This window comes from Roseivirga spongicola (genome assembly GCF_034376045.1).
Lineage (GTDB): Bacteria > Bacteroidota > Bacteroidia > Cytophagales > Cyclobacteriaceae > Roseivirga > Roseivirga spongicola.
Genome location: NZ_CP139724.1, coordinates 4,083,912 through 4,098,518, shown reverse-complemented (window position 1 = coordinate 4,098,518; position 14,607 = coordinate 4,083,912). Strand labels below are relative to the sequence as shown.

14 protein-coding genes are annotated in these 14,607 nt (G+C 39.6%); 6 read left to right on the top strand and 8 right to left on the bottom strand.

Annotated features, from left to right (window positions below; translation table 11 throughout):
• Nucleotides 1-151: 151 nt before the first annotated feature.
• Both T7867_RS17975 and mtaB read right to left on the bottom strand, forming a co-directional pair.
• Complete coding sequence (locus T7867_RS17975; protein WP_322299620.1) at nt 152-385, bottom strand: hypothetical protein; 234 nt, start codon at nt 383-385, stop codon at nt 152-154.
• Nucleotides 386-500: 115 nt separating this feature from the next.
• Entirely contained in the window at nt 501-1,820 is a 1,320-nt protein-coding gene (gene mtaB, locus T7867_RS17970; RefSeq protein ID WP_322299619.1) for a tRNA (N(6)-L-threonylcarbamoyladenosine(37)-C(2))-methylthiotransferase MtaB, read from the bottom strand.
• Nucleotides 1,821-2,057: 237 nt separating this feature from the next.
• Between mtaB and T7867_RS17965 the strand changes: the two genes are divergently transcribed.
• Entirely contained in the window at nt 2,058-4,220 is a 2,163-nt protein-coding gene (locus T7867_RS17965) for a glutamine synthetase III family protein (protein ID WP_068224397.1), read from the top strand.
• A 74-nt stretch (nt 4,221-4,294) separates the two neighbouring features.
• Nucleotides 4,295-5,173 carry an alpha/beta fold hydrolase gene (locus tag T7867_RS17960; protein WP_068224394.1) on the top strand — a complete coding sequence of 293 codons (879 nt, stop codon included), beginning with the start codon at nt 4,295-4,297 and terminating at the stop codon, nt 5,171-5,173.
• Here the strand turns inward: T7867_RS17960 and T7867_RS17955 are convergent.
• Genes T7867_RS17955 through T7867_RS17940 form a run of 4 tightly spaced genes read right to left on the bottom strand, consistent with a single transcriptional unit; the run spans nt 5,170 to nt 8,514 of the window.
• Nucleotides 5,170-5,331 (bottom strand): Lacal_2735 family protein, encoded by a 162-nt coding sequence (locus T7867_RS17955; RefSeq protein ID WP_317038763.1) that lies wholly within the window; start codon nt 5,329-5,331, stop codon nt 5,170-5,172. The two genes, T7867_RS17960 and T7867_RS17955, sit on opposite strands and share 4 nt — an antisense overlap.
• A gap of 33 nt (nt 5,332-5,364) precedes the next feature.
• Complete coding sequence (locus T7867_RS17950) at nt 5,365-6,891, bottom strand: toxin-antitoxin system YwqK family antitoxin (RefSeq protein ID WP_185101297.1); 1,527 nt, start codon at nt 6,889-6,891, stop codon at nt 5,365-5,367.
• Nucleotides 6,892-6,940: 49 nt separating this feature from the next.
• Complete coding sequence (locus T7867_RS17945) at nt 6,941-7,516, bottom strand: hypothetical protein (RefSeq protein WP_068224388.1); 576 nt, start codon at nt 7,514-7,516, stop codon at nt 6,941-6,943.
• A gap of 2 nt (nt 7,517-7,518) precedes the next feature.
• Nucleotides 7,519-8,514 carry a 3-oxoacyl-ACP synthase III family protein gene (locus T7867_RS17940; protein WP_068224386.1) on the bottom strand — a complete coding sequence of 332 codons (996 nt, stop codon included), beginning with the start codon at nt 8,512-8,514 and terminating at the stop codon, nt 7,519-7,521.
• Between the two features lie 277 nt (nt 8,515-8,791).
• Here T7867_RS17940 and T7867_RS17935 point away from each other — a divergent pair, with 277 nt between their 5' ends.
• A complete protein-coding gene (locus tag T7867_RS17935; protein WP_068224381.1) occupies nt 8,792-9,553 on the top strand; it encodes a DUF6503 family protein in 762 nt (253 codons plus the stop codon).
• Here T7867_RS17935 and T7867_RS17930 read toward each other — a convergent pair.
• Nucleotides 9,550-10,248 carry an SOS response-associated peptidase gene (locus T7867_RS17930; RefSeq protein ID WP_068224379.1) on the bottom strand — a complete coding sequence of 233 codons (699 nt, stop codon included), beginning with the start codon at nt 10,246-10,248 and terminating at the stop codon, nt 9,550-9,552. The two genes, T7867_RS17935 and T7867_RS17930, sit on opposite strands and share 4 nt — an antisense overlap.
• A 188-nt stretch (nt 10,249-10,436) precedes the next feature.
• Here T7867_RS17930 and T7867_RS17925 point away from each other — a divergent pair, with 188 nt between their 5' ends.
• From T7867_RS17925 to T7867_RS17915, 3 genes are all read left to right on the top strand, one after another.
• The gene (locus T7867_RS17925; RefSeq protein ID WP_068224371.1) at nt 10,437-12,080 is read left to right on the top strand and encodes a pyruvate dehydrogenase complex dihydrolipoamide acetyltransferase; all 1,644 of its coding nucleotides are present in this window, start codon (nt 10,437-10,439) and stop codon (nt 12,078-12,080) included.
• A gap of 56 nt (nt 12,081-12,136) precedes the next feature.
• Nucleotides 12,137-12,676: an ATP-dependent protease subunit HslV gene (gene hslV, locus T7867_RS17920; RefSeq protein ID WP_068224367.1), complete on the top strand. Its 540-nt coding sequence runs from the start codon at nt 12,137-12,139 to the stop codon at nt 12,674-12,676.
• Nucleotides 12,677-12,793: 117 nt separating this feature from the next.
• Nucleotides 12,794-13,318: a hypothetical protein gene (locus T7867_RS17915; RefSeq protein WP_157717714.1), complete on the top strand. Its 525-nt coding sequence runs from the start codon at nt 12,794-12,796 to the stop codon at nt 13,316-13,318.
• A gap of 58 nt (nt 13,319-13,376) precedes the next feature.
• Here T7867_RS17915 and T7867_RS17910 read toward each other — a convergent pair whose 3' ends face one another.
• The gene (locus tag T7867_RS17910; RefSeq protein ID WP_068224361.1) at nt 13,377-14,561 is read right to left on the bottom strand and encodes an aspartate aminotransferase family protein; all 1,185 of its coding nucleotides are present in this window, start codon (nt 14,559-14,561) and stop codon (nt 13,377-13,379) included.
• Nucleotides 14,562-14,607 lie beyond the last annotated feature (46 nt).

The following is a 14,607-nucleotide window of genomic DNA, read 5'->3' as shown; positions in this document are numbered from 1 at the left end:
CGGTTGCTGGAAAACTAAAATTGGACATCTAAATTACTAAATCTCACCCGAGTGGAAAGGTTCCTTGGCTAAAAAAATGATACAGAATTACTCAAGTTTTTAGGAGGGCTGTTTATTATTCTTGAGTAACGAAAATAGAAGCTTTTGAAGGCTATAAGAAGATGATAATCCCAAGAGATATAGATATGATCAGGACTATGATTTGCTTAATTAGCTCCCTTTTCTTTTCAGTAGAAAGTTGTGCCTTGAGCTTTCTAAGGTATTGAGGGGTAGCTTCTTTAAATCTATACTTTCTGATTTCGGAAGAAGCTCTAGGTCTGAATAAATTGGCCTCTTTTATGTTGAAAGCGTCCCTTCGCGTAGTTAACGCTCTGTTGGCTTTCATCCTTTTTATAGAATCCATTACGTGACCTGCACTAGACATATCAACATATACGGATCAGCGATGTGCCTTGTAAAGAGATATGGGTAACCGGACTTAGACTTAGATTGAAAGGTGTCTAATGGGTTTCAAAAACCATTTCTGGCTCTTCAACTTCAACTACGCCATTGTCATTAATGTGAGTGAGTTGAACAGTTTTGAGCTCATTAATCAGAAGAGGATCATATTTGGCAGCTACACGAACATAGTTTTCGGTGAAACCGTGCATCATACCATCTTGAACGTCATCTTCGAAAAGCACGGTTCTAGTAGTTCCAAGTTGGCTTTCGTAGAACTGACGCTTCTTCTTTTCTGACAGAATGCGAAGCATTTTAGATCTTCTATTTCTCTCCTTCATAGGAACCGTTCCTTCCATGTCTGGAGCGGCAGTATTGGCTCTTTCAGAATAGGTGAAAACATGGAGGTAAGATATATTCAGCTCATTCAAGAAGTTGTAGGTGTCTAAGAAGTCTTCTTCTGTTTCGCCAGGGAAGCCCACAATCACATCTACTCCAATACAGGAGTCTGGAATAATGTTTTTGATTTTAGAAACTCTGTCTTCGTAAAGCTCACGAAGATATCTTCTGCGCATCTTCCTGAGTATTTTGTTGCTTCCAGATTGAAGCGGAATATGAAAGTGAGGTACAAACCTGTTGGAGGTTAATGTGTACTCAATGATTTCATTGGTTAATAGATTGGGCTCTATAGATGAGATTCTTATTCTATCAATCCCATTCACTTGATCTATCGCCTTGACAAGGTCTACGAATTTTTCAACGCGTTTACCCTCTTGAATACCAAAATCGCCAATATTGACACCAGTTAGAACTACTTCTTTGGTATCGGTAGCCGCAATTTGTTCTGCAGATTTAATAATGTTGGCTATGCTATCACTTCTGCTTTTTCCTCTTGCTAAAGGAATAGTACAGAACGCGCAATGGTAATTACAGCCGTCTTGAACTTTAAGAAAGGTTCTGGTTCTATCGTTAATGGAGTAGGCATTGTTAAATGCACGAGCCTCTTTAATTTCTGAAGCAAGCACTTGAGCTTCGTCAGACTTTTGAAACGTAGGGAGAAGGTCTAATAGCCTGAACTTTTCTGCTGCTCCTAATACAGCATCAACTCCTTCTATTTCTGAAATTTCTTTGGGCTTGAGCTGAGCGTAACATCCTATTATAGCTACAAACCCTTCCGGATTGATCTTTTGAGCCTCTTTTACAATCTTTTTACACTTCTTGTCGGCATTTTCAGTAACCGAACAAGTATTAATGATGAAAACATCTGGAGTGTCTGAAAACTCCACCTTCTGAAAGCCTCTGTCTTCAAACTGTCTGGAGATAGTTGAAGTCTCAGAGAAATTCAGTTTACATCCTAGTGTATAAAAGGCAACTTTCTTCATGCTTTCCTTAACGGGGTGCAAAGGTAAGAATTATGAGTGCAATTTAGTTCATTTCCTGTAGAATTCGATTTCTCCCAATTTTGTTTAAATTTTCGTTTTAGGTTGTTTTCGAGACCTAATTTTTAATTTGAAAACGTTTTCATTCCGAAAACGGATAATTTTCTGAGTGTTGTTCGTCATGGATTACGTAATTATGTTAATTTCGAGACGAATTTTAAAACACAAAAATCAATAGATATGTCGAATCAGCGCCAACGTGCCCTAAACATCGTTCAGCAAAGAACAACTGATCGTGTTTTTGCTCCTTCGGACAAGATTTCTGACTTCTTCGCGGATGAAGTATTCACCATGGAGAAAATGAAAGCTACTCTTGCTCCCGATACTTTCAAAAAAGTAGAATCTGCCATAAAGAAAGGTAAGAAGATAGATGTAGAAACTGCCAACGAAATAGCATCGGCTGTTAAAACTTGGGCTATTTCTAAAGGTACTACGCACTACACGCACTGGTTTCAGCCACTTACTGGAGCTACAGCAGAAAAACACGACTCTTTCTTTGATGCCCACAAAAAAGTGGAGGTTCTTAAAGGGAGTGAGCTGATTCAACAAGAACCAGATGCCTCTTCTTTTCCTAACGGAGGTATTCGCTCAACTTTCGAGGCTAGAGGATATACCGCGTGGGATCCAAGTTCTCCAATCTTCATTTGGGGTAGAACGCTATGTATTCCTACCATCTTCGTTTCTTACACAGGGGAGGCGTTAGATTACAAAGCTCCATTGTTGAAAGCGGTAGAGGCTGTTGATAAGGCCGCAACCAAGGTTTGCCAATTGTTCGATAGGAATGTGAACAGAGTAAGTGCTTCTTTGGGTTGTGAGCAAGAATATTTTGTTGTAGACAGAGCATTGTACAACGCAAGACCTGACTTGGTGATGGCGGGGAGAACCGTATTCGGGCGTCATCCTGCAAGAGGTCAGCAGTTAGACGATCACTACTTTGGAGCTATTCCGAGTAGGGTTTACAACTTTATGAAAGACTTTGAGATTGAGTGTTTAAAATTAGGTATCCCTGTTTCTACACGCCACAATGAGGTGGCTCCAGCTCAGTTTGAGGTGGCTCCAATCTTTGAAGATATCAACGTGGCTACAGATCACAACTCTTTAATGATGGATGTGATGAATAGAGTTGCTGAAAGACATGATTTGGCTATTCTGTTCCATGAAAAGCCATTTGCTGGCCTAAATGGAAGTGGTAAGCACAACAACTGGTCACTTATTGCTTCTAACGGGGTTAATGTTTTCCAACCAAGTTCAAGTGCACGTGAAAACCTTCAGTTCCTTACTTTCTTGGTAAATACTGTAATGGCCATCCATAAAAATGCTGGTCTTCTAAGGGCTAGTATTGCGTCTGCTGGTAACGACCATAGACTTGGTGCTAATGAGGCTCCTCCGGCAATTATGTCTGTTTTCCTTGGTTCTGATCTTACTGCAGTTCTAGATGAGTTGGAGAATAACGGTAACATTAAGGTAGACAAGGGTGATAACATGTATATGAAGCTGGGTATCGATAAGATTCCTCAGATTATACTGGATAACACTGATAGAAATAGAACTTCCCCGTTTGCGTTTACAGGTAATAAGTTTGAGTTCAGGGCTGTAGGTTCTAACCAAAACGTTGCAGAACCAATGACAGTGTTGAACTTGATTATGGCTAAGCAGCTCAAGGAGTTCTACAAAGTTGTTTCTGACAGAATTAACAAAGGCGAAGACAAGAAAATTGCCATTGTTAATGTGCTTAGAGAATATATTAAGGCTTCTAAAGGAGTAAGGTTCGAAGGTGATGGTTACTCTCAAGAGTGGGCCGATGAAGCCGAACAAAGAGGCTTGCCTAATGTGAAAGATACTCCAAGAGCACTTGATGCTTACATTACTGATGATGCAAAAAGTACTTTTGAGGAGTTTGGCGTTATGTCTGCCATTGAGCTTGAAGCAAGAAATGAAATTCAGCTCGAGAATTACATTTTGAAGATTCAGATTGAGGCCAGATTGATCTCTGAAATTGCAATGGCTCAAGTTGTTCCTGCCGCGGTGCAGTATCAGAATAAGTTGATGCAAAACGCAAGAGGTTTAGCAGAATTTGGTTTAGATAATAGCCACATTAAATCGATCCTTGAAAAGGTAAATGCCCAAATTGTTACCATCCAAAACAATGTTCAGGCTATGAACGATGTGAGAGGAGAGATTAACAACCTTGAGCACTCTAGGGATAAAGCAATTGGTTATTGCGATAAAATTAAGGGGACATACTTTGATGTGATTAGAGATGCAGTTGATAGGCTAGAAGGAATTCTAGATGATGAATCTTGGCCATTATTGAAGTATAGAGAAATGTTGTTCTTAAGATAATTGTCTGACAGAAGCGATATTTAAAACCACTTCCGTTTGGGAGTGGTTTTTTATTTTTATCAGGTTGAATAACTATGAAAGCGAAAAGGAAAGTTAAAGTCGGGTGTCTAGTAATCTTTATTGGCTTTATTGTGGTTTCGCAAATTGTAAGTAGCTGCATTAGCTTCTCTAAAACGGAAAGGGAGGTGGAAGCTTATTTTGCCAACAAGCCCGTAAAACCTGAAAGTACTTACTACGATGTTGACGGCTATCAGATGCACTATAAAGTGTTGAATAGAGCTGATAGTGGTTCTTTCATATTCATTCATGGAACACCCGGTGCTTGGGATGCATTCATAGATTATTTTGCTGATAGCACTCTTTATAACGGTGCTCAGATTTACGCCCCAGATAGGCCAGGTTTTGGTAAATCGAGTTATGGAATACCTATTCGCTCATTGGAAGAGCAGGGGAGATTACTAAAACCTATGCTTGAAGTGGCGGCAGCTCCACGCATAGTGATTGGACACTCTTTGGGAGGGCCAATTGCAGTGCGAATGGCTATGGACTATCCAGAATTAGTAGATGGCTTGGTTTTGTTAGCTCCTGCTTTAGACCCAAAGTTGGAGCCTGAAGAAGATTGGTTTAGAGTGCCAATGCGTTGGCCAGTTGTAGGTGCTATTGTCCCTAAAATCTTTAGAATATCTAACGAAGAATTGATTTTTCTGGAAGAGGAGTTAGAGTTGATGCTGCCTTTATGGAAAAATGTAAAAGCTGATGTCATTACCATTCAAGGAACTGAAGACAACTTGGTTGCTCCTGGTAACGGTCCATTTGCAGATAGTGCTTCGGTAAATGCACCTCATGAACTAATTATGCTAGAGGGGCAGAATCATTTTTTGCCCTGGAATGAATCTGTGCTAATCAAAAACAAACTCTTGGAATTGTTGCAGAGATTGAAATCGGTAAATTAATTCAGCGACTCTATCTTTCTTAAAATTTCATCAGCTTCTGCAGCCTTTAAATCGCTGGCTTTTCTGTCGGTGTGTGATAACTTATAAGACTCAGCAATGAGCTTTTCGTATTTGCTTTGAAGCTTTTCTTTTTCAGACTTTCTCTTAAATAATCCCATAATGACTAAGGAACAGAAGGTAAGACTTATTGTTTAGTCATTTCTGCTACTACGGGTAAGTTCTCCATTCTCATATAGCTCAACCTCTATTACTTGACCATATCTACTGAAGATTTGCCATGCGCCTTCTTTTACACCATCTTTTAAAGTTCCAGAGGTTACTTTTCTACCTTTTTCATCATAGAAAGTCCAATTTCCATTAGGCATTCCATTCACGTAATCGCCTTGAGAGAATACTTCACCATCGGCATAATAGTTAATTACTAGGCCGTTACCATTTTTTAATGAACCAGAAGAGTGAGTGTCACCATTGTTATCCGTAAAATCAGTAAGAGAAAGAAGTTTTCCATTGTTCCATTTTTCTTCCTTCATACCGTCTCCATCTCTATGAAAATATCCCCATAAGCCATCTTTTTCTCCCTTTACAAAGCTTCCTATAGACTCCAGTTTTCCATTGTTGTAGTAGTAAAACCACTGGCCCGCTTCTTTATCTTCTAGGTACGACCCTTCGGCAATTAGGGTGCCTTGCGTGTCGAACGATTTCCAGTTGCCTATTCTCTTGTCTTTGGCATATCTTCCGAGTTCTGAAATCATTCCGTTTTCATGAAAAATCTTCCAAGGGCCAGTTTTCAAGCCAAGCTCAAAAAGGCCTTCCATGGTTAAAACTCCATTACTATAATACTGTTGATAAAGGCTATCGGCTAAACCGAACTTGTAATGAGTAATAGACTCCAGTTGTCTATTGGGGTGCCAGCTTTTGGCTGTGCCAACTGGTTCATTGTTTTTGTAGGTGATTTCGGAAGCTTTTCTTCCGTTTGGATGATAGGTTACCCAAGTGCCTGTTTTTTTACCTTCAATGTAATATTCTACCGCAGCCTTCATATTCGGTCCATAGCTGTATTCCCAGGTTCCATCCCTTTCCCCTTTTACGAACTGACCTTCTTCGATGACAAAACCATCGAAGTCAAACTTTCTCCATGAGCCATCTAGCAAGCCATTCTTGTAGGAGGTTTCTACCGTTTTATCCCCGTATTCATCATAAGAAACATAGCCACCATGCAGCTGACCATTATGATAGTCTGAGATGAATTCAATGGCCCCATTTTTATAAAAACCTTGCCAAGTACCAGTTTTGACTCCATTTTTGAATGTGCCTTTCTCAAGCATAGAAGAATCTTCTCGAAATGATTCCCAATCTCCATTTAGCTGATCACTAGCAAAATTGGCTTTTACGGCTATTACTCTGCTGGGGTAGAATAAATAATAGGTACCATTTAGGCTGTCGTTTTTATAGCTGACTCTGGCTCTTTCTACCATGTCTACAAAAACGTTCCAATATCCTGTTTTTACTCCTTCATAATAGTTTCCTCTATGAATGTAGGAGCTGTCTTCGTTGTATGCTACCCATAATCCGTTGCGTTTGCCGTCTTTGAAAGCGCCTTCATAGGCAAGTTCAGTGTCGGTAGAAGGAAAAATAAGATTGAAGTTATCTTGAGCTTGTAATAGGAGTGATGGAACTAAGAAAGAAAGGAATATGAAAGTGCTTCTTATTTGCCGCATAAATTGTGGTGGTTGAGAACGGCCTAATTTTAACAAATATTGAGCCAATTCAATTTGCAAACCAATCATTAAAATATTCAAGTGTCAAACGATGAATGTCATTGATTTGGTTCATGTTAAACCTTCTAAAGAGTCTTATTGATTCGCTTTTTTCGAAATAGGCAGAAATTTCATTCATATAATCTATGTGCATGGGAATGCTCTGGAGTGAGGAAGTGTCTGTTTCCCAGATGTTTTCAGACTTTAAAAGTTGGGTTTGAGAGTCTAAAAACCGTTCAGGATTATTTTTATATAGGTCTTTAAATTTCTTGGTGAGAATCAGATTTATGGAAAAGAAGTTGCCGTACCAAACTACTACTCTAAAGGTAAAGATGTTCTTTTTCTCAAAGATAGAGGGGAAGTCAAAAACCTGATAGGGAAAGTTGTTGTGGTTGTATCCTTTAATGATTTTACCAGGTGTTTTAGATATGCCAACTGGTAAATTCCATTCCTCACAGCTCTGCCAGCAATTTAAAATGTTTTGCTGTAGGGCGTAAAGAATGGAATTGAGTTGGTTATCTACTTCTTGCTTTAGTAAAAAGTAATCTTTGGACTGCAAGAAGTTAATATGTTCTTCAGAGAGCATTACTACCAGCGAATCAGTGCCGAAGCCCAAGTGAATCCACTACCGAAAGCGGCTAAACAAATCAAGTCACCTTCTTTGATTTTGCCTTGCTCCCAAGCTTCACTCATGGCAATAGGAATTGAAGCTGCAGTAGTATTGCCAAACTTCATTATGTTGTTGAAAACCTTATTGTCTGGCAGATTAAACTGCTTTTGCACAAAATTGCTAATTCTCAGGTTCGCTTGGTGTGGTACTAATAAGTCAATGTCTTCTGGGGTGTGGCCGTTCTGCGATAATGCCTCATTAATGACTTCACTAAACCGTACCACTGCATGTTTGAAAACAGCATTTCCGTTCATAGTTAGGTTGAAACTTTTACCATCCAGCAATTCTTTAGAAAGTCTGACTTTTCTGCTAGAGCCCGGGTCTTTAACATATAATTCTTCTGCATAATCTCCATCGGCATGAAGGTGAGTAGAAAGAACGCCTTTATCTTCATCTGTGGCTTGAAGAATAGCTGCGCCAGCACCATCGGCAAATATTACGGAGCTAGAACGCCCTTCGGTAGACTTGTCTAAGGCAGATGACTGTATTTCGGCCCCAACCACAAGTATGGTTTTGTACATACCAGTTTTAATAAATTGGTCGGCAATAGAAAGTGCATAAATAAAGCCAGAGCAAGCATTTCTAATGTCTAAGGCTCCAATACCCTGAAGCCCGAGCTCTCTTTGAAGTAATACTCCCGAACCTGGGAAGAAATAGTCTGGAGTAATGGTAGCGAAAACAATGAAGTCTATTTCTTTCACATCTAAACCAGCTCTTTCCAAAGCAACATGTGTTGCTCGGGTTGCCATATTTGATACAGTATCTTTTTCAGGGTCGAACCATCTTCTTTCCTCTATTCCAGTACGTTCAACAATCCACTCGTTGTTCGTATCCATTATTTTCTCCAAGTCACTATTCTTGACAACCTTTTCTGGAACGTAGTGCCCCAGCCCAACAATTTTAGATTTTTTCACAGGCGATGAGTTTACTTTGAGTACATGCTGAAACCAGAAGTTCAGCTGATAATTTCCTTTTGGTGGCTTCCAAGTTACATAATTTAGTCAAATCAGAATGTTTACATGTTTTAGTTAGAATTCTACGCCTAAAGAATGGACGGAAAAATAGGTAATCACTAACATTTTTGATGAATAGTTGGCTGACCCCGAAAAATTGATGTAAGATTGATATTTGGAAAAATAGAAACATCACAGACACTTATTCGTATCAGAGTTCGGAAGTAGTTCGAGTGAAATGAAAAAGAGCGGTATTTATTATTTTTTGGCAATAGCCATTCTCTCGGCATATAGTTGTGGTCATCAAGAATCGGAGTTAACAGCAGATCAAGTGATTGAAAAAGCTGTGCAAAAGCACGGAGGGAGTAACTATGACAACATGGAGGTGCAATTTGACTTCCGAAACAGACACTACAGAGCTAAGGTTAGCGATGGTGAATATGTCTATGAACGTACTTTCAAGTCTGACAATGGTTGGGTGACGGATGTTTGGTCTAACAAGAAATTCAAGCGAATGATAGATGAGAAGGAAATTCAGCTTAACAGAGAAGACCTTCGAACCTACCGTTCATCAACCAACTCAGTTATCTACTTCGCGCTTTTACCTTTTAATTTGAACGACCCTGTTGTGAACAGGCAATTAATGCGTTCGGTAGACATAAAGGGTCAGCCTTACTATAAGGTTGAAATAACCTATGGCGAAAGAGGAGGTGAAAAGGAAGACTTTGAAAATGCCTATGTCTATTGGATTCATAAAGAGAAGTTCACTATGGACTATTTGGCCTACTCTTTTAATATTAATGGAGGAGGTGTAAGGTTTAGAGAGGCCTATAATCAAAGAGAGGTCGAAGGAATCTTATTTCAAGACTATAGAAATTATACTATAGACAAAGATTTCCCAGCTCAAGAGCTAGACTATGCCTTTGTTACTGAGCAATTGCAATTGGTATCAGATATTAAGCTGGAAAATATTAAAGTAGACCTTGTTCAGCCAGATTAATTAAACAGAGTCAAGTTGCCAAACTGATTGGCTGGCGGTACCTTTTCCCATAAATCAATACTGTTAAACTTCGGATCGGCCAGTTTAGGATTTACCGTATAGCTTTTTAATGGTTCATCATTAAAAGGCTTTACATACTCTAAAATACTCTCTGAGGTATTGGCTTCATTTAGCCACTCATCTAGCAAATCATCATTCAAAATAGCAGGCATTCTGTTACTCACATCGGCCACATCATTATTGGCCATAGTAGTGAGCATCATAAAAGTGTTTACCTGTTCACCTTCTTCCGTTTCAAAAGTATCCCAAATGCCAGCAATGCTGAAAAGACTATTGTTCTGAAGATAAAATCTATAAGGTACTTGCTCTTTTTTCCCTACATCCTTCCAGCAATAAAAGCTATCGGCAGGTATAATGCACCTTTGTTGTTTTATACTTTTTCTTTGTGATGCTTTGCTCAGAATTTCTTCGGCCGGAGCGAAAATCAGTTTTTGACTTACGCCTTTACTCTTAGTAAAAGAAGGGTGAATTCCCCAGTGAAAAAAGCTGAGTTCATCAGGGTCTGCACTGGTAATAATTGGAAGTAAGTCAGTAGGTTGAGCGTTATAGGTCCCTTTGTGGTTCTCAGGAATTTCTATGCCAAAGTGTTCTTTTATGAGTTGCGACTCAGATGCAATGGAGTAGTTCGGAAGCATTTAATTGGTCAAATAATTGAACCAAGATCGGTAAAAATGCCTTTTGAATCAAATACTCTGTATGTTGTTTACAAATAAATGCACGTACAGGTTAAACTAGTGTATAAGGGGCGTTTATTCTAGGTGCTTTAATTTGAATATACATTGTTTTAAAACTATTTTTGGGGCTCAAATTTTGAACAAGTAATATGGCTGAAATCGTAAGAATGCCGAAGATGAGTGACACCATGGAAGAAGGTGTCATTGCTGTTTGGCATAAAAAAGTTGGTGATCAAGTAGAATCTGGAGAGTTAATGGCTGAGATTGAAACAGATAAGGCCACCATGGACTATGAGTCATTCAATGATGGTACAGTTCTGTACTTGGGAGCAGAAGAAGGAGAAGCAGTAGCAGTAGATGGAATTCTGGCTATTGTTGGTAAAGAAGGAGAAGACTATAAGGCGCTCTTGAATGATAATGGATCTACATCTGAAGAGAAGGAAGAGGAAGCCCCAAAAGAAGAAAAATCAGCTCCTGCAGAAAAAGCAGAGAAGATAGATACTAGCAGCATTAATGCTGAGATTGTAAGAATGCCAAAGATGAGCGACACCATGGAAGAAGGTGTTATCGCTTCTTGGTTAAAGAAAGTAGGAGATTCTGTTGAGTCTGGTGAGCTAATGGCTGAGATTGAGACAGACAAGGCCACTATGGAGTATGAGTCTTACAACGATGGAACTGTGCTTTACTTAGGTGCTAAAGAAGGCGAGTCGGTAAAGGTTGATGGTATTCTGGCTATTGTTGGTGAAGAAGGTGCTGATTATGAGGCATTGATTAAAGCAGACCAACAAGGTGGGAGTTCGGAAGAAAAAGCTGAAGAGCCTGCTGAAGAACCTCAGGAAAAAACAGAATCAGCATCATCAGCTACCAATGCTGCTCCAGCAGCTGAATCTTCAAATTCTAATGGAAGAGTAAAAGCTTCACCATTAGCTAAGAAGTTAGCCGAAGACAAAGGTATTGACCTTGGTCAGGTAAAAGGATCTGGCGATGGTGGTAGAATCATTAAAAGAGATATAGAGAACTTTACTCCAACTCAGAAAGCTGCAGCACCAGAAAAGGCAGAGGAATCTGCTAAGTCTGCACCTGCTATAGAGCTACCTAAAGTAGTTGGTGAGGAAAGTTTTGAAGAAATGAGAGTAAGCCAAATGCGTAAAACAATCGCTAAGCGATTGGCGCAAAGCAAGTTTACTGCTCCTCATTTCTACCTTACCATGGAAATAAATATGGATAAGGCTATAGAGGCAAGAAAGAGCATGAATGAGATTTCTCCGGTGAAAATTTCATTCAATGACATGGTTATCAAAGCTGCTGCAGTTTCATTAAGACAACACAAGATGGTGAATGCCTCTTGGTTAGACGATAAAATCAGAATTAACCATCACGTACATGTGGGGGTAGCAGTAGCAGTAGACGAAGGTCTGTTGGTGCCAGTTGTAAAGTTTGCCGATAACAAGCCACTTTCGCATATTTCTGCAGAGGTGAAAGAGTTAGGAGGTAAAGCCAAAAGCAAGAAACTTCAACCTGAAGAAATGCAGGGTAATACCTTTACCATCTCAAACCTAGGGATGTTCGGTATTGAAGAGTTTACAGCAATCATTAACCCGCCAGATTCTTGTATCATGGCTGTAGGTGGAATCAAGGAAACTGCCATTGTTAAAAACGGAGAGCTTACTGTTGGAAACATTATGAAGGTAACCTTGTCTTGCGATCACCGTGTAGTAGATGGAGCGGTAGGATCGGCATTCCTTCAAACCTTTAAGAGTTTGTTGGAAGACCCGGTGAGGATTCTAGTTTAAATTGAAAATTTTCCGTCCCGCTTCTAGCGGGACGATTTGTTTATAAGCATATCAAAATGACAAAAATAAAATCAACTACGGTTTTGGCTGTTAAGCACAATGGTTCCATTTCAATAGGAGCAGATGGCCAAGCTACTATGGGTAATACGGTTGCTAAAAGCAATGTAAAGAAGATTAGAAAGTTGCAAGATGGAAAGATTGTAACTGGTTTTGCAGGCTCTACAGCCGATGCTTTTACGTTGTTAGAGCGGTTTGATGAAAAGCTCAATTCATATGGCGGTAACATGAAAAGAGCCGCTATAGAGCTAGCCAAAGATTGGCGCATGGATCGTTACTTGAGAAAGTTGGAGTCAATGTTAATTGTGGTAGATAAAGATGATATCCTGATTTTATCTGGAACAGGAGATGTATTGGAGCCAGATAACGGTATTGCGGCAATTGGTTCAGGTAGTATGTACGCTCAAGCTGCAGCTCAAGCCTTAACAAAGCATGCTTCTCAACTTGACAGTAAAGAAATTGTAGAAGAAAGCTTAAAAATTGCTGCTGACATCTGTATTTACACTAACAGCAATTTGATTATTGAGAAGATTGGTTAACTTTGTGTTAAGGAAAAGTACAACTTTTTCTTAACGCACCAACAACACCTATCATTTTCTAACACTCTGGGAAATACTCGGATATAAGAGCTTTTGGCTTTTGTAAAAAGATAGAAAATGAAACTGATAGGTAAATTATCAATCCTTTTAAGCTTACTGTTATTTGCTTCGTCTTGCGCGGAGTCTCCATTGGTTAATTATCAAGAGGCAACCGAAGGTAGACTGCTCTTAGGAGCTAATGTTCACCTTGGCAATGGCGAAATAGTTGAAAATGCCGCCTTAGGAGTTAAAGACGGTTACGTTACTCTTTTGGCTGAAGATGCGTTAGATCAACTAGACCTGAGGAAATTTCAGGTAGATCGCTTAGGAGGGCAATACCATATTTACCCTTTCAAGAAGATCGATAGAGGTAATTCAGGGATTGTATTAGCTAGAGCAGATGCTGAACCTATCAATATCGCAATTCGAGATAGAGAAGTAGAAAGATGCATAACTATAGGTTGTGAAGCTCAGCTACTCATCTGCTACGGAAGTATTGAGGATATGACCAAATTCAGAGTAGACTATGTAGTAATGGGCTCTGAGAAGGTGAAGATTTTAAGGCAAAGCGATTACGGAATGGCCATAGGGCCTAATCAATAAGAAAACAGTCTGATCAATTACATAAAAGGCCGCTGTGATTTCATAGCGGCTTTTTGTTTTAGCATGAAGCCATTATTGCCTCTTTTATCCTTTTACCAGCTTCCAGTATATCTTCATCCGAAATGTTAATAGGAGGGGCTAGTCTAAAGCTCTCAGGGCAAGAGAGAAACCAGAAAGTGATGATGCCCTTATCGAGACAGGCATGGACTATCTTTTGAACAAGATCAGCGTTTTCGAACTCAACTGCTAACATTAAGCCTTTCCTCCTAATTTCTTTAACAGCAGGGTGTGCAATGGTTTCTTCTAGTAATTGTCCCTTTTGTTCCACATGTTCTAGCATGTTCTCTTCCTGAATAGCCTTTAGGTTTGCCCAGGCTGATGCACAAACAACAGGGTGCCCTCCAAAAGTTGTGATATGGCCAAGGATGGGGTCATGAGTAAACAGGTTCATTTTCTCATGAGATGAAATAAAGGATCCGATAGGCATTCCACCGCCAAGTCCTTTGGCTAAGGCTAAAATATCAGGAACAACACCGTAATGCTCAAAGGCAAACATTTTACCTGTTCTTCCTATTCCAGTTTGAATTTCATCAAAGATCAATTGAGCGCCAGTCTCTGTGCATTTGAGTCTAAGAGCTTCTAGGAATTCTTGAGAACCTATTCTAACCCCGGCATCTCCCTGAATAGGTTCAACTAAAACCGCGGCTGTTTTTTCCGTAACCAACTCAAGGTCTTCCAATTTGTTAAAGTGCATGAACTTGACATCTGGCAATAAAGGCCTGTATCGGTACTTCTTGGTTTCATTTCCTGAAACACTTAATGAGCCATGGGTGCTTCCATGGTATGATTTATGGCACGAGATGATTTCCGTTCTTTCTGTTACTCTTTTAGCTAGTTTTAGCGCACCTTCTATGGCTTCAGTGCCACTATTGACAAAATAGCAACAGTCTAAAGTTGAGGGAAGAAGCTTAGCCAACTCCTTAGCCAAACCATTCTGAGAGTCTTGAACAAACTCTCCGTAGGCCATCACGTGGAGGTATTTATCTACTTGCTCTTTGATGGCAGCTACAACTTTAGGATGCCGATGACCAATATTAGTCACTGCAATTCCAGAGATGAGGTCGAAGTATTTTTTTCCTTCTTTATCGAAAATATACGTACCCTCAGCTTTTTCAACTTCAATTTTAAGCGGAAAAGGCGAGGTCTGAGCTACATGTTTAATGAACACATCCTTTGAATCCATATGCGAAATTAATCAAGTTCTGCTTACTGAATTGTGCTTATCTATT